Origin of the sequence: Leptolyngbya sp. CCNP1308 (genome assembly GCF_034932455.1) — a bacterium.
Classification (GTDB): Bacteria; Cyanobacteriota; Cyanobacteriia; order Phormidesmidales; family Phormidesmidaceae; genus Nodosilinea.
This window is the reverse complement of sequence record NZ_JAYGIH010000080.1, coordinates 30078-53364: the sequence shown is the minus strand read 5'-3', so window position 1 is coordinate 53364 and position 23287 is coordinate 30078. Positions and strand designations below refer to the sequence as shown.

Below are 23287 nucleotides of genomic sequence, written 5' to 3'. Positions count from 1 at the left end.
CTCACTCATCTACTCCCCAGCCACCGGCACCGCCTTCACTTTCCAGATCTCGCGGGCGTAGTCGGCGATCGTGCGATCGGCGGAGAATTTGCCAATGCGAGCAGTGTTGAGAATGGCCATGCGTACCCAGCGATCGCGGTCTTCGTAGGTGCGGCTGACATGTTCTTGGCACTGCACGTAGGCGGCGAAGTCGGCCATCACCATGTAGGGGTCATCCACCAGCAGCGAGTCGAGAATGGGCAGGAACAGGTCGGGGTTCTCGGGGGAGAACAGGCCGGATGCGATCGCATCCAGGGTGCGCTTCAGCTCGGGGTTGGTGTCGTAGTAGTACCAGGGGTTGTGGCCCACGGTCTTACAGGCGGCGACCTGCTCTGTGGTCAGACCAAACAAGAAGAAGTTGTCGGCCCCGACTTCCTCGCGGATCTCTACGTTAGCGCCGTCGAGGGTGCCGATGGTGAGCGCCCCGTTGAGGGCAAACTTCATGTTGCCGGTGCCCGAAGCCTCCATGCCAGCGGTTGAGATTTGCTCTGAGAGGTCAGAGGCCGGGAACAGGCGCTGGGCCTGGGAGACGTTGTAGTTAGGCAAAAATACCACCTTCAGCCGCCCAGCCACAACTGGGTCATTGTTGACCACATCGGCCACGGCGTTGATCAGCTTCACTACCAGCTTGGCCATGGCGTAGCCGGGGGCCGCCTTGCCGCCAAAGATCACCGTGCGCGGCACGACGTGATCCCCAGGGTTTTGCACCATGCGGTTGTAGAGGGTGACCACGTGCAGCACGTTCATCAGCTGCCGCTTGTACTCATGGATGCGTTTGATCTGCACATCAAACATTGAGTCGGGGTTGACCTCTATGCCCACGGTGTCGTGGATGTAGCGGGCCAGGCTCCACTTGTTTTCTTGCTTTATGGCCTGCCAGGCGCGGCGAAAGGCCTCGTCGTCGAGATGCGCTTCTAGCTGCTTGAGGTCGTCGAGGTTGGTGATCCAGCTGTCGCCAATGGTTTCAGAGATCAGCTGGGCCAGGCGGGGGTTGCACTGCAACAGCCAGCGGCGGGGGGTAATGCCGTTGGTCTTGTTGCTAAACTTATCGGGCCACAGCTCGTAAAAGTCTTGCAGCACCTCCTGCTTGAGCAGCTCGGTGTGTAGGGCGGCAACTCCATTGATGGCGTGGCTGCCGACGCAGGCCAGGTTGGCCATGCGCACCCGGCGCTCGCCGCCTTCTTCGATCAGCGAGAGGCGCTCGAGGCGATCGGGGTCGTTCGGGTAGCGCAGCTTCACCTGAGCCAAAAAGCGGTGGTTGATTTCGTAGATGATCTCGAGGTGGCGGGGCAGCAGCTTGCCAAACAAGTCCACCGACCACTTTTCTAGCGCCTCGGGCATCAGGGTATGGTTGGTGTAGCCAAAGGTGCGCTGGGTGATTTTCCAGGCGGCGGCCCACTCAAAATTGTGCTCGTCGATCAGCAGACGCATGAGTTCGGCGACGCCGATGGCTGGGTGAGTGTCGTTGAGCTGAATGGCGGCAAATTCGGCCAGGTTTTCGAGATTGCTGTGATCGCGCAGATGCAGACGAATGATGTCTTGCAGCGAGCAGGCCACGAAGAAATACTGCTGTTGTAGACGCAGCTCTTTGCCCTGGCGGGTTTCATCGTTGGGGTAGAGCACCTTGGTGATGTTCTCGGAGATCATCTTGTTGGCTACGGCCCCAAAGTAGTCGCCAGCGTTAAAGGCATCGAGGTCGAAGGCTTCGCCAGCTTCGGCTTTCCACAGGCGCAGCAGGTTGACGTTGTCGGTGCCGTAGCCGGGCACGGGCACATCGTGGGGAATGCCAATCACGGTCTGAGCCGGAATCCACCGCACCTGGTAGTCGTCGTCACCGTCTTTTTTGTAGACCTCGGTGTGGCCACCAAACTTGATCTCAACCCGATAGTCGGGACGGGCAATTTCCCAGGGGTTGCCGTAGCTGAGCCATTTGTCGGGGGCTTCGACCTGGTGGCCCTGGCGAATCAGCTGGGTAAAGATACCAAACTCATAGCGAATGCCGTAGCCGATCGCCGGCAGATTCAGTGTCGTGAGCGAGTCCATAAAGCAGGCGGCGAGGCGACCTAGCCCGCCGTTGCCCAGGCCCGGCTCCGCTTCGCGCTCCAGCAGCTCGTCTAGGTCGAGGCCGCAGTCGGCCAGGGCGTGGCGCATGGTGTCATACAGGCCCAGGTTGATCAGGCCATTGCCGAGCTGGCGGCCCATGAGAAATTCTGCCGACAGGTAATAGACATTTTTGGCCTGGGCCTGAGCGTAGGTCTTGGCCGTACGAATACGCTTTTTCAGCAGCTGGTTACGTACGCTGTGGGCCAGGGCGGTGTAGTAGTCGTGGGCGTTGGCAAACTGCTCGTCTTTGCCCTGCACCCAGTGCAGGTTGTTGACCAACGCCTGCTGAATTTGACTGACCTGCGCTTCAGCATCGAGCGCCACATCTGCCGTCCCCAGCGACAGAGGCACCTCTGTCGTCGTAGTTGATTCGGGCAGACGAATTGATTGCTTAGCCATAGGAACCCTTAATACTGTAGTGATTCACACAAGAATTCGCTGGCAGCCCGTAGGCTCGAAGCAGGTGCCGCGATGGCCATAGCCCCTGGGGGCGATCGCATTGCCTGGGCAAATTAACCCAGGGCAAGCAGCGGCCATTACGTTAACAACTTAAGTCTCAATGACTTGAGACATTTACACCACATTTTTACCAACAAACCCAAACATGGATTGGTTCACTCACCAGCGCTGGGCCAACGAATTGACCCCTCACCTGACGGGAGTGAACTCATTTTAACTGGCCGCGAATAAAACTCTGTTGCCTAGCCAACACAGACCAAGTGCTGGACGAAAGAAAAAAGCCCGCTGCCCGCCACACAAGTTTCTTAAATTGGCAGCACAGTTCTCGGCAGACTATGTTGGCGATCGCCCCAATGCCACTAGCCACGGCATTCGCAGAGTCCTTAAAAGAATGTTAAGGACAGCATTATGAGTGGCTGATTTAGAAGTATTAAGTTAGGTGAATTAGTGCGTCAGAGAACATATTTTGCGACGGCAAAATTCTGTATCCCTTGCCCCGAGGTGATTTCGTCTGTAAAGAAAATGTTATGAAGAATTCTAAATATTGCTAGAACCGCTTCACGTTGCTTAACGCTATGCTTTCACGGCCTTAGAGATGGTCATCGGCTAATGAACAGCATACCTGTGATTATCTTAACCAATTTATTAACTAAGTAAATTTCAGATTAAACAGTTCAATTAATAATGTCAGCATTTTCAGATAATAAATACTGATTCATTTAAGATAAAGTCCACCTCAAAACCTGCGCCCAAAAGCGTGGCTTTACGGAAGCAACACAAACAGTTATTTCAACGCAAGGGAAAGCGGGAATTCGGCTGCATCAGTCAAGTCAGGTTCAAGGGCACGCTGGTCTTGCCAGCGCGTTTGGGTTGCGGTTACTTGGTGCCAAATAGGCGATCACCCGCATCCCCCAGTCCCGGCAAAATGTAGCCGTGCTCATCTAGCTTTTCATCGACGGCGGCGGCGTAGAGGGGCACGTCGGGGTGCTCGCGGTGAAAGTGGGCCACGCCTTCTGGCGCAGCCAGTAAACAGAGGAAGCGGAGCGATCGCGGCCTAGCCTGCTTAAGGGGGTACAGCGCCGCCACCGCCGTATTGCCCGTGGCGATCATGGGGTCTACGACGAGAACATCCCTGTCCGATAAATCGTCTGGCACCTTGAAGAAGTACTCAATCACCCGCAGGGTTTGGGGATCGCGGTAGAGGCCAATGTGCCCCACCCGCGCCGAGGGCATGAGTTCTAAAATGCCGTCGAGAATGCCCTGCCCCGCCCGCATGATTGAAACCACCACCAGCTTTTTCTCGGGAGCCAGTACCGGAGCTGCCATGGTGGCCATGGGCGTTTGAATCGTCTCCAACTTCAACGGCAGATCTCGTGTGACCTCGTAGGCCATCAGCAGGCTGATCTCCTTTAGCAGGGTGCGAAATTTTGCGGTGCTGGTCTCGGCCCGCCGCATCAGGGTGAGCTTGTGCTGAATCAGCGGGTGATCGATCAGGTGGAGGTCGGGCATGGGGAGTGGGGGTAGACAGATACAACTGAGCCTCGGCAGTGGAGCGCGATCGCCCTCTCACCGCCGAGGCTAGACTAACAGCTACTGCGTTTGAGCAGGCGTCAGATTATCGAACGTTGATACGGTTGACGATGGTAAAGTCTGGAGCCGTTTGCCGAGCTACGTCTTCTGCCAGGGTGCTTTGCTCGGCTTGATCGACCGTGCCTTCCAACACAATCGTTTCGCCTTCGTCATCGGCGTCTAGGTCAAACGATCCCAGGGTTTCATGGTTGTCCAGCGCATCTTCTACCCGATCTGCAGTGTCATCGGCGCTTAGGGTTTGGTTGGCCGGGGCATCTTGGGCTGCTGGTGCGCCAGGGGTTGTTGGCTCAGTTTGAGCAGTATTGGGTTGGTTGCAAGCGGCTAACCCAAAAAGGGCGATCGCAAAAAGAGCAGAACCCTTAGCCAGTAAATTCAAAGATTTCATCGTCAACCTCAATACGCTTTCAATAGTAAGCAGAGCGTCCGAGTGAATCTTCCAAAAAATGGAATTAACACTGCAAACCCCGCTTCTCTTCCCATAGTTAGCGATCGCCAAACTTTTAGTAGGTCGCTAGAGGCTGACTTTAAGTTTCTTTTTCCTATACCTTTAGACCGATTAAACCCGCCTAGGCGGGCCGCAACAGATGCATCTACATCGCAAGCAAGAATAGCGTCACCGCCCACCATTAAAACACTGTGCCGTCGCTGACCAGGTGCATCGGTGGAGCACCGCCGGGACGTTTTTCTGCGGCAATCTTCCGTCCCGCCGTCCAAGTGCCGCCCTGGAGAATTTTGGCCAGCGGTAGCGTCTCGGCATCCATCCTCAAAATCTGGCGGGTATGGGCGGCGAGGTCATCGAGCAGACAGAGGGTGAGGGCGCGCCATTCGACAATCAGGGGCGAACCTGGGGCATGGGCTGTTTCAGCGGCGGCGGGCTCCTTCAGGCTCAGCACGCCGCAATCTATGAACAATCCACCATTGCGGTATTCTGCCAGGCCAGTGAGCTGATCGAGGTCAGTGATCGTGAGGCCCAGGTCTTGCAGGGGTTCCAATAGCGAATAGGTGAGCCACTGAGAAAGCTTGTGGAAGGGCACCAGGTTACTGCCGGGGCCGGTATCCAACAGTTGGGGATGGGGCCACACGTCGCCCAAGTTCACCCCCGCCAGCTCCACCCGACCCGGCCAGATTGGGCCTAAGCCCTGGAGAATTGTGTGCAAAAGAGTGGTGGCTGAGAGCCGGTTGTCCATCACTTGGGTCAGCCAGTAATCGACCAAATGTCCGGGGCGGGGCAGGGCTGTACCAAACAACTCTGGCTGTTGTTGTAGGGTGTGGCCAAGCTTTTGCAGCAGCGAGACTCGTCCTTCCAGCCCTAATAATAGATTGTCGTCATTAACCTGAAACGCTCGGGCCAGGAGAGCCGCGGTGCATTCCGTCAGTCCATGGGCGTCGGCCTGCCAGGGATGCTTAGTCTGACTGGAGAAAAGACCCGAGGTGAAGCTGTGGAAGCTGGCGATCGCCAACCCCTCTGACCTCGCGAACTCCAGCCCCGTCCCCGGCTCCACGTATCGCCATCGACTGCCCGCCCCCGCATCCAGCAGTACGCTGGTAATGGCCAGATCCACCTTCAGCCGCGCCTGCTCTAGTGAATCCAGCCCTGATAACTCGGGTTCTAGGAGATCTAAGCGCGATCGCCCCGCCACCTCAAAATGCCGCCAGCGCGAGTGGAACGGTATCTCGCCATCGGGATACTGCTGCCGCATCACGTCGAGAACGTAAGCGGCCGTAGCAGGCATCGCTTCGGGGTGATAGTGCCAGTGCTGGAGCTGATCTTGCTCGGCCAGGGCAACGAGGGCGCGGGTGCGATCGCGAATCGCCTGCGGACTGTGTAGGTAAGCGATCGCGGCCTCCGCCGTAGGGTGGGCACCGCCCACCATCCCATCCCCGCCTAAAGTCACCATCCCTACTCCAAACCCCGCCCTTTGATCTGGGCCAAATCCTCTTCTGTCGGCGCAACCTTGTTGGTGTAGTAGCCCGCCGCCTTCTTTGCCTCAATCTCTACCCGCGCATCGGGCGGCACGAGGTCGTCGGGAATCGGCACCCGCTCGACAATCTCAATGCCCGATCGCACCAGGGCGTTGTACTTCATGTCGCTCATCGACACGAAGCGATCGATGCGGGTCACCCCCAGCCAGTGCAGCACGTCGGGCATCAGCTCTTGGAAGCGCACGTCTTGCACCCCGGCGACGCACTCGGTACGGGCAAAGTAGGCATCGGCGCGATCGCCCCCCTCCTGGCGCTTGCGCGCGTTATACACCAAGAATTTTGTCACTTCCCCCAGGGCGCGCCCCTCCTTGCGGAAGTAGACGATCAGCCCCGCGCCCCCGGCTTGGGCCGTAGCAATACATTCTTCCAGACCGTGCACCAGGTAGGGGCGACAGGTGCAGATGTCAGAACCAAACACGTCCGAGCCGTTGCACTCGTCGTGGACGCGCACGGTCAGAGGGCGATCGGGGGCAGTAATTGCTGCTAGATCGCCAACGATGTAGACCGTAATGCCGCCGATGGGGGGCAAAAACACCTTCACATCAAACCGCGTCACCAGCTCAGGAAACATGCCCCCGGTCTGCTCAAATAGGGCGTAGCGCAGATCTTCTTCACTGACGCCCAGGCGCTGGGCCACCCCCGGCAGATACCACACCGGCTCCACCGCCGCCTTGGTAACTACCAGGTCACCCCCCGGTTTCACGATCGCGCCATCTTCTTTAATACGTCCCTGGCGCACCGCCTCCAGCAGCTCGGGCATTTGAATGTGGGCGCGGGTAACGGCGATACTAGGGCGCAGGTCGATGCCTTCGGTCAAAAGCGATTCATAGACCTCTCCCACCAGTGCCCCAAAGGGATCCAGCGAGACAATCTTCTCGGGGTCGGCCCAGCTGGGGTGGGGGCCAATAGGAATAGTAGGCGCTGTATTGGTAAAGTCGGGCTTGTGGTCAGGATCCAGCACACCGCTGGCCACCGCCAGAGCGCGATACACCGCGTAGGATCCCGAGTGGGTGCCAATGGCGTTGCGGTGGTTGGGATCGGTAACCGTCGCCACGATCGCCCCGCGTTGGAGGGGATCCCCGTGGCCCCACTGTACTGGGCTGCCCTTCAGCCCCGACCGATTGGAATGAGAGGTGAGCACAATGTGGCGGCGTTTGGGCAAGTCTCCCACCCAGGGTCGGCTGGGTTGGGCCAGGTTTCCTGCCGCCGAACCGTTACCATCGCTCATAGGTGCCTCGTGGAACAGAAGTCACTAATCTGCCACACTTTTCTCCCTGTAAACCGCTCACGAGTGACAGACAGCAATGCCGTCCGTCCCTTTTGCCTCGCCAAACTATTTTGGCAGGGAAGATTTGTTGGGTAAAGGCGCACTCACCGTCGCCGCTGGTGCCTCTTGGGGAGAAGGTGCGACCGGGGTTAGCTCAGGCTTAGGTAGCTGGTCTTTAAAGTCTAGCCCCAGCATTTCGCTGTAGAGCTTGACATAATCGACCGCTGATTTGTCCCAGCTAAAGTCTTGCCCCATGGCCCGCTGTTGCAGTTCCCGCCAGGCATCTTTGTGGCGATAGCCCTCCCAGGCGCGAATCAGACAGGTAAATAGATCCAGCGGCTCGTAGCGATCAAAGCAGTAGCCAGTGCCCGTATGGTTTTCTGGGTCGTTGTGCTGCACCGTGTCCACTAGGCCGCCCGTGCGCCGCACGACTGGGATGCAGCCGTAGCGCATGGCGATCATCTGGCTAATACCGCAGGGTTCAAACCGCGAGGGCATGAGAAAGGCATCGGCCCCGGCGTAGATGCGGCGACCCAGCCCCTCGCTGTAGAGCAGGTAGGTGGCCATGCGGCCCCGGTAGCGGCTGGCCATCTGCCAGAGCTGGGTTTCGTAGTAGCGATCGCCCGTGCCCAGCAAAATAAACTGCGCATCGGTGTACGACAAAAACCGATCCAAAATTTGCAGAATTAAATCCAGCCCCTTCTGTTCCACCAGGCGGCCCACCAGGCCCACCAGAAAGGCCTTCGAGTTGACCTCTAGGCCCAGCTCTTCTTGAATCGCCACCTTATTGGTGCGGCGGTTTTCGAGGCTGTCGGCGGTGAAGGTTTTGGTGATGTAGCGATCGGTGGCGGGGTCGTACGACTCGTCGTCAATGCCGTTGAGCACGCCGGTCAGCTTGCCGCTAATAAACGACAGCAGCCCCTCCAGCTCTTCGCCGTAGGCCGGGGTTTTGATCTGCTCGGCGTAGGTGGGCGACACGGTGTTGACGCGATCGGCAGACTGCACCGCCGCCGCCATGGTGTTGTGCCCCTGCATGTACCACGGGCACCAGGTAATGCGCTCTAGCTCCCAGCGCCACGGCCCCTGGTAGGCCAGGTTGTGGATGGTAAACACCGTGCCAATATCGGGTGACTGCTGCATCCACACCGGAATCATGCCCGTGTGCCAGTCGTGGCAGTGAATAATTTGGGGCTTCCAGTAGTTCCAGGCAAACTCGGCCGCGCCGTTGGCAAAGAAGGTAAACCGCCAGGCTTCATCGTCGCCGCCATAGACTTTACGGGGGTCAAAGGCCGGGTGGCCAAACAGATACACCGGCACGTCCGACTCGGGCAGGGTGGTTTCGTACACCGCAAAGTCGTTAAACATGGCGGTGCCTTTCCACACCGGCTCTTCAGGAATATCGACCTTATCCGGCAAAAAGCCGTAGTAGGGCATGAAGATGCGCACGTCGTGCCCCATCTTGCGCAGCACTTTGGGCAGGGAACCCACGACGTCACCCATACCGCCGACCTTAGCCAGGGGTGCCGCTTCCGCTGCTACAAAAAGAATTTCCATATCGCCCGCCCTGCTGTTGGATCAATCGGTTGTCCTCAGTCTACGGGGGTGTGGGCGTTATGCCTAGATCTTTGACCCTTGGCAATACTCCATAATGAGGTATGCGTTCAGCCCTGCCGATGACTGCCCTTACCCTCGATCTCAGCTCGGTCATTCGTCTTACCCACGAGCAGTTTGAGCAGCTAGCTCTGGCCAATCGCGATCTGCGTCTAGAACTCACCGCCGCCGGAGAACTGGTGCTCATGCCCCCCACGGGAGGAAATACGGGCCGCCGCAATAGCGACCTAACTACAGACATCACCCTTTGGAACCGTCGCAGCAGGCTGGGGGTAGTGTTTGATTCATCGACGACCTTTCGCCTGCTCAACGGGGCAGAGCGCTCCCCTGATGTGGCTTGGGTCAGCCTAGCCCACTGGAACGCGCTCACCCCAGCAGAGCAAGACTCGTTTCCGCCCCTGTGTCCTGACTTTGTAATTGAGCTGCGCTCTAAGAGCGATCGCCTCCAGCCGCTTCAGGCCAAGCTAGCAGAATACCTAGCCAATGGCTGCCGTCTAGGCTGGCTGATCAACATTCAGGATCGTCAGGTCGAAATTTATCGACCTGGCATGGATCGAGAAATTCTCAACGCTCCTCAAACCCTCTCTGGGGAAGGGGTGCTGCCAGAACTAACGGTGGCGATCGCAGAGCTTTGGTAGGGGTAAACGCCCTAGCCCAGATACTTAGTTAGGGTTTCACTATATTCGTCGTACTTTTTCGCCCCTACCAGGGTCTCGGCCACATCGCCCTGCTGAAAGAACATCACGGCGGGAATGCTGCGAATGCCGTAGCGTTTCGCCACCGCCTGATTGGCATCTAGATCGAGCTTGAGGACTTTGACGCGATCGCCGTATTCGTCAGCCAGCTGATCCATCAGCGGGGCCACTAGCTTGCAGGGGCCACACCAGGCGGCGGTGCAGTCGACCACAAACAGTGATTCCGCAGTCAAAAGCGCATCGAACTCAGTTTCGTTTTCAATGTAGGCGGCGGGCATAGATGAAATCTCAGTTAAAGGCCCATTCTCCCATGGGGATGGTTCAGGAAACGAGTTGGTACCCACTGCCCTTCCCCGAGGCAAGGTGGGTTAACGCGGTTATATAGCTGACCTGGAACCGGAATTTACCCAGAGTCGTCGCCACCAAAATAATACAAAACTTTACAAGTAAAACGCTAGATATACGGTCGTACGGTGCTTTCCAACCCACAGCTAGTTTTCATTGGGCGATTTGACGTTCTGAGGCTCCACCAGCTTTTCAAACGTGCTAGGGTATCTCCAGAGATATAGAGATCGGTTAGCAGCATTTGTTTCTAGTACTAACGAATTTTCCCGTTTTTCCATTGACAGACTCCTCTCCGAAATTTTGCTCTGCACATCCTTTAATTTTTGGAGACAAGATATGTCAATCTACGTAGGCAACCTGTCCTATGACGCTACCAGCGAAGACCTCACCTCTGTGTTTGCAGAGTATGGGTCTGTCAAGCGGGTTCAGCTTCCCACCGATCGTGAAACCGGGCGCATGCGCGGCTTCGCGTTTGTAGAGATGGCTGCCGATTCTGAAGAAAACGCCGCCATTGAAGCCCTAGATGGTGCTGAGTGGATGGGCCGTGACCTCAAAGTTAACAAGGCCAAGCCCCGCGAAGATCGTGGCGGCGGCGGCAACTTTGGCGGCGGCGGCGGCGGTCGTCGTGGCGGCGGCGACAGCTTCTCCCGTGGCGGTTACTAAATTTAAGCTTGTGGTCTGGTTCTAGTAATTAGACTGTTTGCAACGAAGGGGTTCAGGCATGTATGTCTGAACCCCTTTTGATTATCTATTTTCCGGCTTTGGATCATCCCTTAACTTCAGTTGGCCCTAGGACAGCGCCAGCACCTCTTGGCTAAATTCGTTATCGGCAGGATGCTCACGGGGTGGCACCTGTAGCATATCGGTCAACAGCGTGGCGGGAGGCTGGCGGTGGGGCCAGGCAAAGGCATGGCGAAAAGCCGCTTCCTGGCAGGCTTGTAACTCCTCAAAGCCAATGACATCGTGGGTAAGCAGATTTTCGTACTCAAAGGGCAGGCGCACGTTGTGCAGCCCGGCGTTGTCGGTGCAGATGGCGATATCGACCCCGGCTTCAAAGCAGCGATCGAACACGGTCTTGAGCTGATAAATTTCGTCCAGAGTGCCGGTTTTGAGGTAGGTCGTGGGGCACACCTCCAGGCACTGTCCGCGGGCCGCCACCTCAGGCAGCAAATCCGGGTGCCGCAGCGGAATTTGAATGCCGTGGCCAATCCGCATCAGGTAGGGCAACAGCTTGGGGTGATCGCCATCGACGGTCTCGTAGAGATGGCCGGTGGTTTTGAGGCCTAGATCCTGGGCGCGCTGGTAGAGTTGGGTAAACTCGTCGATGCGATCGCCGTACTTCGCATCACCGCCTGCCACATCCACCGCACACACGTACTGGGGATATTGCCCCGCCAGTTCCACAATGGCCTGGTTCACCTCGTGGGGCAGCCGCGAGTGCATACAGAGAATCTGCCTGGTCACAATGGGGTACTCAGGCTGCTGGCTGGCTCGGCCCACAATTTCCACAATCTCGGCCATCGCTTCAATGCGCTGGTTCTGGGTCAAGTGTTCGGGGGTGCGCAGGTAGGGGGTGTAGCGCAGTTCTAAGTAGGCCAGATTCTCAAAAATGTAGGCTCCCCGAATCAGGCGATAGATAAAGTAGGGCAAGGCCTCGTGGGTTTGCACGCTTTCCACTAGGGTGTGCAGCTCTAAATATTCTGCGAGGGTGTTGCGGGGTCGAGTATAGAACTGTTCAAACGCCGGATAATCGGCAAACTGGCCCGAGAGATCGGGGCGATTGCGCTCAAAATAGCGCCACAGCACTCGGGGTACGACAGAACCGCCCAGGTGGCGGTGTAGTTCAGCATATAGACTCACGGCAACCTCCGCCTTGGTTAAGATTTATGGGTGGGCTACTAGCCCGTGACGGGTGCTGGCCGCCTTTCTCCAGAGAGTGAGAACGTCAACAACCATCGCAAATCTGTAGAAAATCTAAAGAAATGTAAACTGAATATGCTTATGTTCTATCGCATATTTCACTCATTGGGTATACGGTTAAACACATTTAATTTGCTGGAGGTTTGAGCTTTAGATCAAAATGCCCCTAACTCAGACCACGAATTTTGAGTTGACACAATGACATTTACCTAGTGATAATGGGAATTTGTGTGAACTTTAGAGCCTGAATTCCCTTGGCAAACGTTGTAGTGATTGGGGCCCAGTGGGGCGACGAAGGTAAGGGCAAAATTACCGATTTGCTGAGTCGTTCGGCAGACGTAGTTGTGCGCTACCAGGGTGGGGTAAACGCCGGTCACACCGTCGTTGTTAAAGATCAAACCTTCAAGCTGCACCTAATTCCTTCCGGCATTCTCTATCCCGACACCGAGTGCGTCATTGGCAGCGGCACCGTTATTGACCCCAAGGCTTTAATCGGCGAACTCGACAAGCTGGTCGAGCTAGGAATTTCCACCAAAAACCTCTTCATTTCCAATGCGGCCCACGTCACCATGCCCTACCACCGCCTGATCGATCAGGCATCGGAAGAGCGTCGGGGCAACCACAAAATTGGCACCACCAAGCGCGGTATTGGCCCAACCTACGCCGACAAGTCTGAGCGCATCGGCATTCGCATCATTGACCTGATGGACTACGCCCGCCTGCGCAAACAGCTAGAGTGGACGATTCAGTACAAAAACGGCATTCTCGAAAAGCTGTACGACCTCGCCCCCCTCGATCCAGCGGCGGTAATCGACGAATATATTGAGTATGCGGAGCGGCTGCGGCCCCACATAATTGACAGCTCGCTCCACGTCTACCAGGCCATTCGCCAGCGCAAAAACGTGCTGTTTGAAGGGGCTCAGGGCACTCTGCTCGATCTCGACCACGGCACCTATCCCTACGTCACCTCCTCTAACCCGGTGGCGGGCGGAGCCTGCATCGGCACCGGCATTGGCCCCACGGTAATCGATCGGGTGATTGGGGTGGCCAAGGCCTACACTACTCGCGTTGGGGAAGGCCCCTTCCCCACCGAGCTGACCGGTGACATGGGTGAGTTGCTCTGCGATCGCGGTGCTGAGTTTGGCACCACCACCGGTCGCCGTCGCCGCTGCGGCTGGTTTGACGCCGTAATTGGCCGCTACGCGGTGCGTATCAACGGCCTCGACTGCCTTGCTGTCACCAAGCTCGACGTGCTCGACGATGTGGATGAGATCGAGGTGTGCGTGGCCTACGAGCTAGACGGGGAGCGCTGCGAAGAGCTACCGGCCAGTGCTGAGGCCTTTGGCCGTTGCAAGCCGATCTACAAAACCATGCCCGGCTGGAAACAGCCCACTGACCACTGCCGATCGCTCAGCGACCTGCCCAAAGCCGCCCTAGACTACCTCAAGTTTTTGGCGGAGCTGATGGAGGTGCCGATCGCGATCGTGTCGCTCGGGGCCAGCCGCGACCAGACTATCATCGTAGAAGACCCCATCCATGGGCCGAAGCGCGCACTGCTCTACGAGAATGGTGAGTCCCAGGTGGCCTAGGGCTTGGCAGCGTTTGTTTTCTGAATTTATTTTTAACGGGGGATTTTCCATGCAACTGACTATTGAGTGCAAATCGCGCGATCCAAAAGCTAAGCCCAACGCCCTGCGCCGCGAGGGGCTGCTGCCAGTGGTGCTGTATGGCCACCAAGGCACCGAGTCGGTGTCGCTGACTGTCGACCAAAAAGATGCTGACCTGCTGCTGCGCAAGGCCGCCGTCAACAACACCATGATTGACCTGGCCATTCCAGACATGCCCTGGAACGGTAAAGCCCTGCTGCGGGAAGTCCAGGCTCACCCCTGGAAAAACACCGTCTACCACCTCAGTTTCTTTGCCGTTAAGGCCCAGGACGAAGTGGAAGTTGGTGTGGTGCTGAACTTTGTGGGCGAGCCCACGGGCGTAAAAAATGACGGTGGCGTGCTCAATACCGAACTCAACGAAGTTACCGTTAAATGTAAGGCCATCGACATTCCCGAGGCAATTGAGGTGGATGTGTCTGGGCTAGCAGTGGGTGACTCACTTACCGTGGCTGACTTGATACTACCCGAGGGCGCTGTGGTAGCTGGCGACCAAACTCAAACCATTGCTACGGTTCTCCAGGGGCGCATGGCTGAGGCTGGAAGCGAGGGTGAGGGCGAGACTGAGGTGGTGATAGCGGCAGAATAGGCTGGTTAGCACGAGCTTTCCATCACGAGGGGCTAGGAAGCGGATTCCTTGCCCCTTTTATAGTGTTCATACCAAATCCCGAATGAATACCCTCGAGTTGTAGGGGTGTAGCATGCTACACCCCTACGGGGGTCCTGATTATGAATCGGGGTTTATCAAATCGGATTTCGTATTAGACGGTACTGTTTAGACAGTTTTTGGCAGGTAGGATATGGCCGATTTCACCCTCCCCGAGTTGATTCAGCAGATGTGTCAGCCGGAGTTTTATTCCCACTCGGTGGTTGAGCCGATTCGGCTGCTGCAAACCCACGTATCCTACGTGCTGCTGACCGGCGACTACGCCTACAAGGTGAAAAAGCCGGTGAATTTCGGCTTTCTAGACTATTCCACCTTGGAAAAGCGGCACCACTTTTGTGAAGAGGAACTGCGGCTTAACCAGCGGGGAGCCGGGGCGCTGTATTTAGAGGTGGTTGCCCTGGGCCAAACCGGAGACACCTATCACCTGGGCAGCGGCACAGCTGTGGAATATGCCGTCAAAATGGTTCAGTTCCCGCAGGATGCGCTGCTCAGCGCCCTATACGATCGCAGTGAACTCACCGAATCCCTAATGGTAGAACTCGCGGCGGCCGTAGCCGACTTTCACCTGGGGGCCGAAACCAACGACCACATTCGCACCTTTGGCGCGGTGGAACAGATTCGCCAGGCCTTTGACGAAAACTATGAGCAGACCACTGGCTTTATCGGCGGCCCCCAGACCCAGGCTCAATTTGACGAGACCAAGGCCTATACCGACTCTTTCTTCGCGGCCCACAGCGGTTTGTTTGAACGGCGGGTCGAACAAAACTGGATTCGCGCCTGCCATGGCGATTTGCACCTCAACAACATCTGCCTCTGGCAAAATCAGCTCTACCTATTTGACTGCATTGAGTTCAACGAGCCCTTTCGCTACGTCGATGTCATGTACGACGTGGGCTTTGTGGTGATGGATCTGCTCTCTAAAAACTGTGCTGCTCTGGCCACGGTGTTTTTGAATCACTACGTGGAGCGCACGGGCGACTGGGAAGGGGTGCAGTTGCTGCCTCTTTACATTAGCCGCCAGGCCTACGTGCGGGCCAAGGTGACCTCATTCTTGCTCGGCGATCCGTCGGTGGATGAGGAGACTAAGCGCAAGGCGGCTGAGACGGCAGCTGGCTATTACCGGTTGGCCTGGTCGGTATGCCAACCCCGCAGCGGGGCTGTTTACCTAATGGCTGGGCTATCCGGGTCGGGCAAGTCTACTACCGCTCGGCAGCTGGCGAGCCACATCAATGCCATTCACCTGCGCAGCGATGCGGTGCGCAAGCACCTGGCCGGGGTGCCCCTAGACCAGCGGGGTGACGAAAGCCTCTACACCCCAGCGATGACCGAGAAAACCTACGATCGCCTCCTCACCCTGGGCATTGCCCTGGCCCAGGCGGGGTACCCGGTAATTCTCGATGCCAAGTACGATCGCCAGACTTTGCGCCAGACCGCGCTCGAGACTATTCAACAAGTCGGACTGCCCCTGACAATTCTGCACTGCACGGCTCCCCCGGAGGTATTGGAGCAGCGGGTGCGCGATCGCGCCGGGGACATCGCCGATGCCACCGTGGCGGTGCTCCAGCGCCAGCACATGGAGCCCTTTACCGAGGTAGAGCAGCCGCTGGTGCGGGCGATCGACACCACCCAGGCGGTGCCCCAGCAAATAGCCGCTATAGTAGGGGCTTAGGCGCTTGCCTAGCCTCACTAGCGCCCCAAAAAGGAGGTACCGGTGGCCGACAAAATTATTCCACCAGCGCTAAAAATTTGGCTGGCCTTTTTATTTTTATTCTTGCTACTGGGCTATGGGGTGGTACCCAGTATTTTGCTGGGCGCGGTGGCTGGGTTTGCCGGGGGCACCATCAACGCCTGGTGGATGACCCCCGGTGGTGAACCCACTACCCCCCTAGAACTGCCGGCCCCCCTGCGCCAGCTCAACCCGAGACGGCTGCCCTTGGGCAACCTCTTGAGGCGCGGTGGCACCCAGCGGTTGCCTCGGTTGCCTCGGGCGCGTCGGTAGGGCGAGCAGGGCAATACGGGCATACTGAGCGGGAGATTCTTATTCCCGTCCGGCATGGCAGAAAGAGCGTATTGGCTGGCCTGGGCTCAGGCCTATGGGCTTGGCCCAATTTTGTTGAAGCGGCTGTGCAGTCACTTTGGCACCTTATCTATCGCCTGGCAGGCTGACGGAGCTGACCTGCTGGAGGTTGAGGGCATTGGTTTAGGGCTGGGCTCCAAACTGCTGGAGTATCGGCAGACGGTTTCCCCGATAGAACTGCTGGCCAGCTACGAACAGCAGCACCCCAACTTTTGGACTCCGGCAGATGCTGAGTACCCGGCTCTGCTCTACGAAATCACTGACCCGCCGCCGCTGCTGTTTTACCGGGGTCAGGCGGAGTTGATTAGTGCGCTGCCCATGAGGCCTTCGGTGGGGGTGGTGGGCACACGCAACCCGTCAGACTACGGTCAGCGCTGGACCCGCCGCCTCACCCAACAACTGGCAGCCCACGACGTGATTGTGATCTCGGGGCTGGCCAAGGGGGTCGATCGCTATGCCCACCACCAAGCCCTAGAGAGTGGTGGCCTCACTATTGCGGTGCTGGGGACGGGGGTTGATCAGGTTTATCCCTTGGGCAACCGTGACCTTCACGATCGCATTGCCCGCCACGGGCTGCTGCTGAGTGAGCACCCCAACGGCACCCCGCCCGATCGCGCCCACTTTCCCCGCCGCAACCGCATCATTGCCGGGCTCAGCCGAGCGGTGGTGGTGGCCGAAGCCCCGGCGCGATCGGGGGCACTCATCACGGCCCAATTGGCCAATGACTATGGCCGCGATGTGTTTGCCCTGCCGGGGTCGCTCGATAACCTCAACAGTGAGGGCTGCCTGGAGCTGATTAACCAGGGTGCCCAGATGGTTTTAAATGACATGACGCTGATCGTCGCCCTCGGACAGATGCCCCAGATTGGTGGTGAACCGGCGGGCGATGTCTCGCCTGGAAAGAGCGATCGCCCGCCGGTCAGTCCTCCGGTGCTGCCGCCCTTATCGCCAGCCATGGCCCAGGTGTTGGCCACCATTACCGACGAACCCACGGCCCTCGACAGTCTGGTGCAGCAGCTGGCCCAGCCCACCGGAGAGGTGCTGGCCACCCTCGTCCAGCTAGAGCTGATGGGTCTGGTCATCCAGCTGCCGGGCATGCGCTACCAGCGCTGTTAGACGTCATCCCACACCGATTGGTCGCAGCGCTGCTGCAAAAACTCAAACCGCAGGCTGCCCAGCTTCACCAGGTCGCCGTCTTGCAGGTAGTGGCGCTGGGCCGGGGCTAGGCGGCGGCCATTGACCCAGGTACCCCCATCGCTGCCCAGGTCGGCGAGGAAGAATCCATGCAGTGGGTCAAAGTTGAGGGCCGCATGGCAGTCGGCAATTCCCGGTTGGGGCAGGGCCACGGCGCAGCGGCGACCCTGCCCCAGCAGCCAGCGGGTGCCGCACAGCGTGACCTGAATGGCGCGATCGGCGTTGATATTGGTGCTGAGAAAGGCGCGATCGTCGGCCACAATGCCCTGCACGTACCATGTGGTGCGGTAGCAGTGATTTTGGGCCGTCAGAATTGGGTCAATAATGTCGGCGACCTGCTCTAGGTCGTAGCTCAAGTTGCGAAAGAGAGTGTCTAAGAGCCAGGGGGGAGAGGCGATTTCCGTTGGGCTCGCTTCGCGAATCGCGCTGTCACCTGGGCTTTTAGGCGCAGTACTAGACCGCTGCTCTGAGTCGGCAGAAAAGAAGGGGGAGGAAACCATAAAAAACCGTCGTTTTACCGCTAACTACGTCTCTAGAACAGGTCATCCACTAACCGCAGCAGCCTGGGCCGTAGCCTCGACTGTAGGGGACAGGGTTGGTGGTGTACCTGGCTTGTGCACCCGCACCAAAGCTCCAATGAACCTTGCAGCTTTGGGCGTTATAGAGAAACTCCTTAGGGACTGTGAGAATCACACGTGACGATTTTCCTCAAGCGCCTGACCCGGTCGGGTTTGGCTGCTGCCATTAAACTGGGTTTCTACAGCAGGCACAATGCTAGAGCTAGGGTTGCTTATAAAAGCTTTATGATTTATCCGCAAATTCACTGAGGGGCTTTAATCGCCTCACAAAGGCGCAGGGTTTTTCACGCCGCTGCTATATCATCGGGGTGTTCTCACCGTCCTCGGGGATGAATTTGTGGTTAACCCCTCCCCCCGCGCCCAGCCCCCCCTGAGCTTCATTCCCCCCGCGTTGGATACTCGGGTGCTGGCCCTAATTCGCCTGGCGCTGCCCTACTGGATGCGGTGGCGCGAGCAGATTCAGCAGGTGGAGGTGGTCAACCCCGACGGGCTGGTGCATCTACTAAAAGCGTTTAATTCTGGGGAAACCCGCTTTCTGCTGGCCTTTCGCCACCCTAGCCCGCTCGATCCCTACTGTTTGGCCCATTTGATGTGGCGCGCGGTACCTCAGCGGGCCAGGGAGTTGGGCATTGAGCTCAAGCGCCCGGTACATGCCCACTTTATCTACGATCGCGGCATCCCGCTATGGGCCGGTGGCTGGGTGGGGTGGGTCTATAGCCGCCTGGGGGGCACCCCCATTCAGCGGGGCAAGGTCGATCGCCAGGGGCTGCGCTCAGCCCGTAACCTCTTGGCCAATGGCACCCTGCCCCTGGCAGCGGCCCCCGAGGGAGGCAATAACGGCCATACGGAAATCGTTAGCCCCCTGGAGCCGGGCATTGCCCAGATGGGCTTTTGGTGCGCCGAAGATATGCTCAGCCAGGGCCGGGCAGAGCGGGTCGTCATTTTACCCTTGGGCATTTCCTACCGCTACCTCACCCCACCGTGGAAGGAACTCGATCGCTGGCTAGACCGCCTAGAGCGCGAAAATGGCCTGGAATCTCTCACAACGGTCTATGCCCTAGGCGATACTGCCGCAGCGGCCACAGAGCAACGCTATGGACGGCTTTACAGCCTGGGTGAACACCTACTCACGCTCATGGAAAGCTACTACAACCGGGTTTATGGCTCGGCGCTGTCACCGACTAATCCCAATGATGACCCTAGACCCGAGGGCGATTCGCAGAGCGTTGGAGACCCAACTCAGAACGAATACTCGTTCCGAAACCGCCTTGAAGCTCTCATGAATGCCGCCCTTGAGGTCGTTGAAACCTACTTCAAGCTGCCGCCTCGGGGCAGCTTGATCGATCGCTGTCGCCGCATTGAGCAAGCCGGGTGGGAGCGCATCTATCGCCAAGACCTTGTAGGCGACCCACCGTTGTCAGCGGTGGAGCTGGGGCTGGCCGACCGCGAAGCCGAAGAAGCTGCCCTTCGCATGTGGCACATGCGCCTGGTCGAAAATTTTGTCGCCGTTACCGGACAGTATGTGCGGCAGCGCCCCTCCGCCGAGCGCTTTGCCGAGACCGTGATGATTCTGCGGGATACCGTCTGTTTAATTCAGGGCAAAAACCCGTTTCCCCGGCCCAAGCTGGGGCCACAGCAGGCGGTGCTCACGGTGGGGGAACCGATCTCAGTGAGCGATCGCTGGCCCGATTACAAAGCCAACCGCAAACAGGCCGTTGCCCAGCTTACCGCCGACCTACAAGCATCGCTAGAAGCCATGATTATCCCTAATCCGCCAGGTTCGGAGTCACCGCAGGCAACTGCGCCAAAATAGCCGCGACCTGCTGCTGATAGTTCGCTTCCGCCAGGGCTGGGACGCTGTGATCCACTCCCACTTCCTGGCCGATCTCCACCCACGATCGGCAGCCGCTGTAGCCTCTGTGCCGGGGCAACAGCAGAGGTTGCTGAAAGCGATATGCTCTGAGCAACAGCCCATAGAGGGGGCGATCGGGTTGCCAGTTGAGCCGTTCTGCCACAAATTGCTCATTCCACACCAGGTAGGGCAGCAGGGACGCCACCTCAGCTTCTGCGCCGAGGGGCAGGGCGTGGGTAATGGTCGCCCACCCGTCAAACCGCACCTGGTCATCGTGTGCGATTTCCCCGGTCACCAGGGGCCGAAAGGCATCCTTCAGCAGGGCCGCTTTTTGATGCTCTGTGGTGGGCAGCAGCAGCACCTGGCGAGCTGCCAGCGAAAACTGCCCCTTGGCTTCGCGAATGCCGCCCTTACGTAGCAGCAGAATGGTTTCGCCTTGCAATAGAGCCGTAACCGCAGCCTGCCATTCCTTTAGAACCCACGACACCATATTTGCTCTCCATCGTTATCGGGTCAATCAAACTCAGTCTCGACCGCTAAATCATCCCACTGGCTTAAAACTAGGGTGGCACCGGGCACGGGCGATCGCCCCCAGGGCTCAGATACCGACACAAACCCTGCGGCTTTGGCCTGCTTTGCCAAGGCTAGATCAGCCCAGCTATCGCCGACAACTAGGGTGCGCGCGACCGAAACCTGGAGGCGATCGCACAATACCCCTAGCAGAGTCGGATCCGGCTTCGGCGGATCCTCTGGCCCTGTCCCCTGCCACTCATCTACCCAGGACAAAAGATCGTAGTAGGTCAAAAATTCTTCGACGAAGGCTGGGCTATCGGACGACAGCACGCCAATTTTGAGAGGGCTTTGACTGAGCCGCTTCAGCATGGCCGCCGTACCTTCAAAGGGTGGGGTATAGGCCGCCTTGCCGTTGCGGGCTGCATTCACCGCTGCAAAGCAGTCTGCCACCCACTCCGTAGCCTGCTCTAGGGGATGCCCCGCCTTCACCAGCACCGTTACTGCCCCTTGCTTATTGGCCTCGCGGGTGCCCGCTGCCATCAGCCCGTCAGGGTCTATGCTGTGGGCAGAGACGCCAAAACAGTCTAAAAGGGCTTGAATCAGGTCATCCCCCGCCCCCGCTGCCGCTGCACAGGCCTCTGCCCGTGCCAGAGCTGTGCGCTGCAACAAATGGTGAGAGTTGGCCAAGGTGCCGTCTTTGTCGAATACGATCGCCTCCACGTTGGCGATCTGCTGCTGCCCGCACTGCACCCCCACCATTCCTTCATCCTCAAGCACTGACATCACAGAGTTCCGTTAGAAATTCGCCCAAAAAAATAGCTTTCAAGCTCACCCACTATCCTAGATAATGGGAAGGTTTTGAAATTTCAACTATAAGCAGTTCACTATGCGCACCCACTACTGCGGCACCCTGCGGGCCAGCGACATTGGCAGCACCGTTACCCTGTTCGGCTGGGTCGATCGCCGCCGCGACCATGGGGGCGTTATTTTTATTGATTTGCGCGATCGCACCGGAGTCGTGCAGATCGTCAGCGACCCTGAGCGCACCCCGGCCTCCTATCCCCAGGCCGACCCGCTGCGCAACGAGTACGTGGTCAAAATCCAGGGCCGGGTCAGCCAGCGCCAGGAGGGTTCCATTAACCCCAAGCTGCCCACCGGGGAGGTGGAGATCTTTGCCGACACCATCGAGCTGCTGAACGCGGTGCGTAAGCCGTTGCCCTTCCAGGTCTCCACCGCCGATTCTGAAAGCGTGCGCGAAGACCTGCGGCTGAAGTATCGCTATCTGGATTTGCGACGGGAACGCATGGCCCAGAACCTGCGCATTCGCCACGAAGTCACCAAAGCCATCCGCCGCTTTTTAGAAGATCAAGAGGGCTTCTACGAAGTCGAAACCCCTATCCTCACTCGCTCGACCCCAGAAGGGGCGCGCGATTACTTGGTGCCCTCGCGGGTCAACCCTGGCGAATTTTACGCCCTGCCGCAGTCGCCCCAGCTCTTTAAGCAGCTGCTAATGGTGTCGGGGGTCGATCGCTACTACCAGATCGCCCGCTGCTTCCGCGATGAGGATTTGCGGGCCGATCGCCAGCCCGAGTTCACCCAGCTCGACATGGAAATGAGCTTCATGACCCAGGACGAGATCCTGGCGCTAAATGAAGCCCTGGTGGCCCACATTTTCAAAGAAGTGAAAGGCGTTGAAATCCCTCTTCCCTTCCCTCGGCTAACCTACGCTGAAGCGATGGATCGCTACGGCAGCGACAAGCCCGACACCCGCTACGGCCTGGAGCTGGTGGATGTGTCTGACCTGGTGAAGGGCTGCGGCTTTAAGGTGTTTTCGGGCGCGATCGCCGACGGCGGCATCGTCAAGGTGCTGCCCATTCCCAACGGCAACGACCAAATTTCCAACGTGCGGATTAAGCCGGGCGGTGATGTGTTCAAAATCGCGGCGGAGGCCGGAGCCAAGGGGCTGGCCTACGTGCGGGTGCGGGCCAATGGCGAAGTAGACACCATCGGCGCAATTAAAGACAACCTGAATGCCGATCAAATGGCAGAACTGCTGCGCCGCACCGGGGCCACCGAGGGCACGCTGCTGCTGTTTGGGGCGGGGCCAACCGATATTGTCAATGCCACGCTGGATCGAGTGCGGCAGGCGATCGCCCGCGAAATGAACCTGATCCCCGAGGGCACCTACAACCTGCTGTGGGTCACCGACTTCCCCATGTTTGAGTGGAACGCCGATCAGCAGCGCCTTGAAGCCCTGCACCACCCCTTCACCGCGCCCAACCCTGAGGATATTGACGACCTCAAGACGGCCCGGGCGATCGCCTACGACATCGTGCTCAACGGCTACGAGATCGGCGGCGGCAGCCTGCGCATCTACCAGCCCGAGGTGCAGAGCCAGGTGTTTGAAACCATCGGCCTATCTGAGTCAGAAGCCCGTGACAAGTTTGGCTTTTTGCTCGAAGCTTTTGAGTATGGCACCCCGCCCCACGGCGGTATCGCCTACGGGCTCGATCGCATCGTCATGCTGCTGGCCGGGGAGGAGTCAATTAGGGATGCGATCGCCTTCCCCAAAACCCAGCAGGCCCGTTGCCTGCTCACCCAGGCTCCCTCGGGCGTAGACGAGGCTCAGTTGAAGGAACTTGCGATCGCCTCTACCTACGACCCCGAAGCCGACGAGTAGAATTGTAGGTAAGGGGATGGTTCACAAATGAATCCCCTACTGGTGGGCAT

At 58.2% G+C, this 23287-nt stretch carries 20 protein-coding genes; 9 read left to right on the top strand and 11 right to left on the bottom strand.

The genetic code is table 11. The features are described from left to right. Positions 1–9: 9 nt before the first annotated feature. From VB780_RS24310 to glgA, 6 genes are all read right to left on the bottom strand, one after another. On the bottom strand, positions 10–2541 hold the full coding sequence (locus tag VB780_RS24310; protein ID WP_323353770.1) for a glycogen/starch/alpha-glucan phosphorylase: 2532 nt from the start codon (positions 2539–2541) through the stop codon (positions 10–12). 936 nt (positions 2542–3477) lie between these two features. After that, complete coding sequence (gene upp, locus VB780_RS24305) at positions 3478–4110, bottom strand: uracil phosphoribosyltransferase (protein WP_323353769.1); 633 nt, start codon at positions 4108–4110, stop codon at positions 3478–3480. Between the two features lie 106 nt (positions 4111–4216). Continuing rightward, positions 4217–4576, bottom strand: a complete 360-nt coding sequence (locus VB780_RS24300; protein ID WP_323353768.1) for a BON domain-containing protein — start codon at positions 4574–4576, stop codon at positions 4217–4219. A gap of 241 nt (positions 4577–4817) precedes the next feature. Beyond that, positions 4818–6089: a URC4/urg3 family protein gene (locus VB780_RS24295; RefSeq protein ID WP_323353767.1), complete on the bottom strand. Its 1272-nt coding sequence runs from the start codon at positions 6087–6089 to the stop codon at positions 4818–4820. A 2-nt stretch (positions 6090–6091) separates the two neighbouring features. Further along, positions 6092–7402 carry a GTP cyclohydrolase II gene (locus tag VB780_RS24290; protein ID WP_323353766.1) on the bottom strand — a complete coding sequence of 437 codons (1311 nt, stop codon included), beginning with the start codon at positions 7400–7402 and terminating at the stop codon, positions 6092–6094. A 105-nt stretch (positions 7403–7507) separates the two neighbouring features. Next, a complete protein-coding gene (gene glgA, locus VB780_RS24285) occupies positions 7508–8995 on the bottom strand; it encodes a glycogen synthase GlgA (protein ID WP_323353765.1) in 1488 nt (495 codons plus the stop codon). Positions 8996–9114: 119 nt separating this feature from the next. Between glgA and VB780_RS24280 the strand changes: the two genes are divergently transcribed. Continuing rightward, the gene (locus VB780_RS24280; RefSeq protein ID WP_323353764.1) at positions 9115–9690 is read left to right on the top strand and encodes a Uma2 family endonuclease; all 576 of its coding nucleotides are present in this window, start codon (positions 9115–9117) and stop codon (positions 9688–9690) included. An 11-nt stretch (positions 9691–9701) separates the two neighbouring features. Here VB780_RS24280 and trxA read toward each other — a convergent pair whose 3' ends face one another. Further along, positions 9702–10025, bottom strand: a complete 324-nt coding sequence (gene trxA, locus VB780_RS24275) for a thioredoxin (protein ID WP_323353763.1) — start codon at positions 10023–10025, stop codon at positions 9702–9704. A gap of 403 nt (positions 10026–10428) precedes the next feature. Between trxA and VB780_RS24270 the strand changes: the two genes are divergently transcribed. Then, positions 10429–10755, top strand: a complete 327-nt coding sequence (locus tag VB780_RS24270) for an RNA-binding protein (protein WP_323353762.1) — start codon at positions 10429–10431, stop codon at positions 10753–10755. A gap of 126 nt (positions 10756–10881) precedes the next feature. On the opposite strand, the gene VB780_RS24265 is transcribed toward VB780_RS24270, so the two are convergent. Next, entirely contained in the window at positions 10882–11952 is a 1071-nt protein-coding gene (locus VB780_RS24265) for an adenosine deaminase (RefSeq protein ID WP_323353761.1), read from the bottom strand. Between the two features lie 314 nt (positions 11953–12266). Between VB780_RS24265 and VB780_RS24260 the strand changes: the two genes are divergently transcribed. The 5 genes from VB780_RS24260 to dprA all read left to right on the top strand — a co-directional run bounded on the left by VB780_RS24260 (position 12267) and on the right by dprA (position 17536). Beyond that, positions 12267–13601 carry an adenylosuccinate synthase gene (locus VB780_RS24260; protein WP_190631408.1) on the top strand — a complete coding sequence of 445 codons (1335 nt, stop codon included), beginning with the start codon at positions 12267–12269 and terminating at the stop codon, positions 13599–13601. 49 nt (positions 13602–13650) lie between these two features. Continuing rightward, positions 13651–14265: a 50S ribosomal protein L25/general stress protein Ctc gene (locus VB780_RS24255; protein WP_323353760.1), complete on the top strand. Its 615-nt coding sequence runs from the start codon at positions 13651–13653 to the stop codon at positions 14263–14265. A gap of 211 nt (positions 14266–14476) precedes the next feature. After that, positions 14477–16012: an AAA family ATPase gene (locus tag VB780_RS24250; RefSeq protein WP_323353759.1), complete on the top strand. Its 1536-nt coding sequence runs from the start codon at positions 14477–14479 to the stop codon at positions 16010–16012. A gap of 42 nt (positions 16013–16054) precedes the next feature. Next, positions 16055–16342, top strand: a complete 288-nt coding sequence (locus VB780_RS24245) for a hypothetical protein (RefSeq protein WP_323353758.1) — start codon at positions 16055–16057, stop codon at positions 16340–16342. A 54-nt stretch (positions 16343–16396) separates the two neighbouring features. Beyond that, on the top strand, positions 16397–17536 hold the full coding sequence (gene dprA, locus VB780_RS24240; RefSeq protein ID WP_323353757.1) for a DNA-processing protein DprA: 1140 nt from the start codon (positions 16397–16399) through the stop codon (positions 17534–17536). On the opposite strand, the gene VB780_RS24235 is transcribed toward dprA, so the two are convergent. Beyond that, positions 17533–18114: an FHA domain-containing protein gene (locus tag VB780_RS24235; RefSeq protein ID WP_323353756.1), complete on the bottom strand. Its 582-nt coding sequence runs from the start codon at positions 18112–18114 to the stop codon at positions 17533–17535. The two genes, dprA and VB780_RS24235, sit on opposite strands and share 4 nt — an antisense overlap. A gap of 415 nt (positions 18115–18529) precedes the next feature. Here VB780_RS24235 and VB780_RS24230 point away from each other — a divergent pair, with 415 nt between their 5' ends. Further along, on the top strand, positions 18530–20005 hold the full coding sequence (locus tag VB780_RS24230) for a 1-acyl-sn-glycerol-3-phosphate acyltransferase (RefSeq protein ID WP_323353755.1): 1476 nt from the start codon (positions 18530–18532) through the stop codon (positions 20003–20005). Here the strand turns inward: VB780_RS24230 and VB780_RS24225 are convergent. Both VB780_RS24225 and VB780_RS24220 read right to left on the bottom strand, forming a co-directional pair. After that, on the bottom strand, positions 19959–20534 hold the full coding sequence (locus VB780_RS24225) for a DUF1802 family protein (RefSeq protein ID WP_323353754.1): 576 nt from the start codon (positions 20532–20534) through the stop codon (positions 19959–19961). The genes VB780_RS24230 and VB780_RS24225 overlap by 47 nt on opposite strands. 23 nt (positions 20535–20557) lie before the next feature. After that, positions 20558–21340, bottom strand: a complete 783-nt coding sequence (locus VB780_RS24220; protein WP_323353753.1) for an HAD family hydrolase — start codon at positions 21338–21340, stop codon at positions 20558–20560. Between the two features lie 103 nt (positions 21341–21443). On the opposite strand from VB780_RS24220, the gene aspS reads away from it, so the two are divergent. Continuing rightward, positions 21444–23237, top strand: a complete 1794-nt coding sequence (aspS, locus tag VB780_RS24215) for an aspartate--tRNA ligase (protein ID WP_323353752.1) — start codon at positions 21444–21446, stop codon at positions 23235–23237. Positions 23238–23287 lie beyond the last annotated feature (50 nt).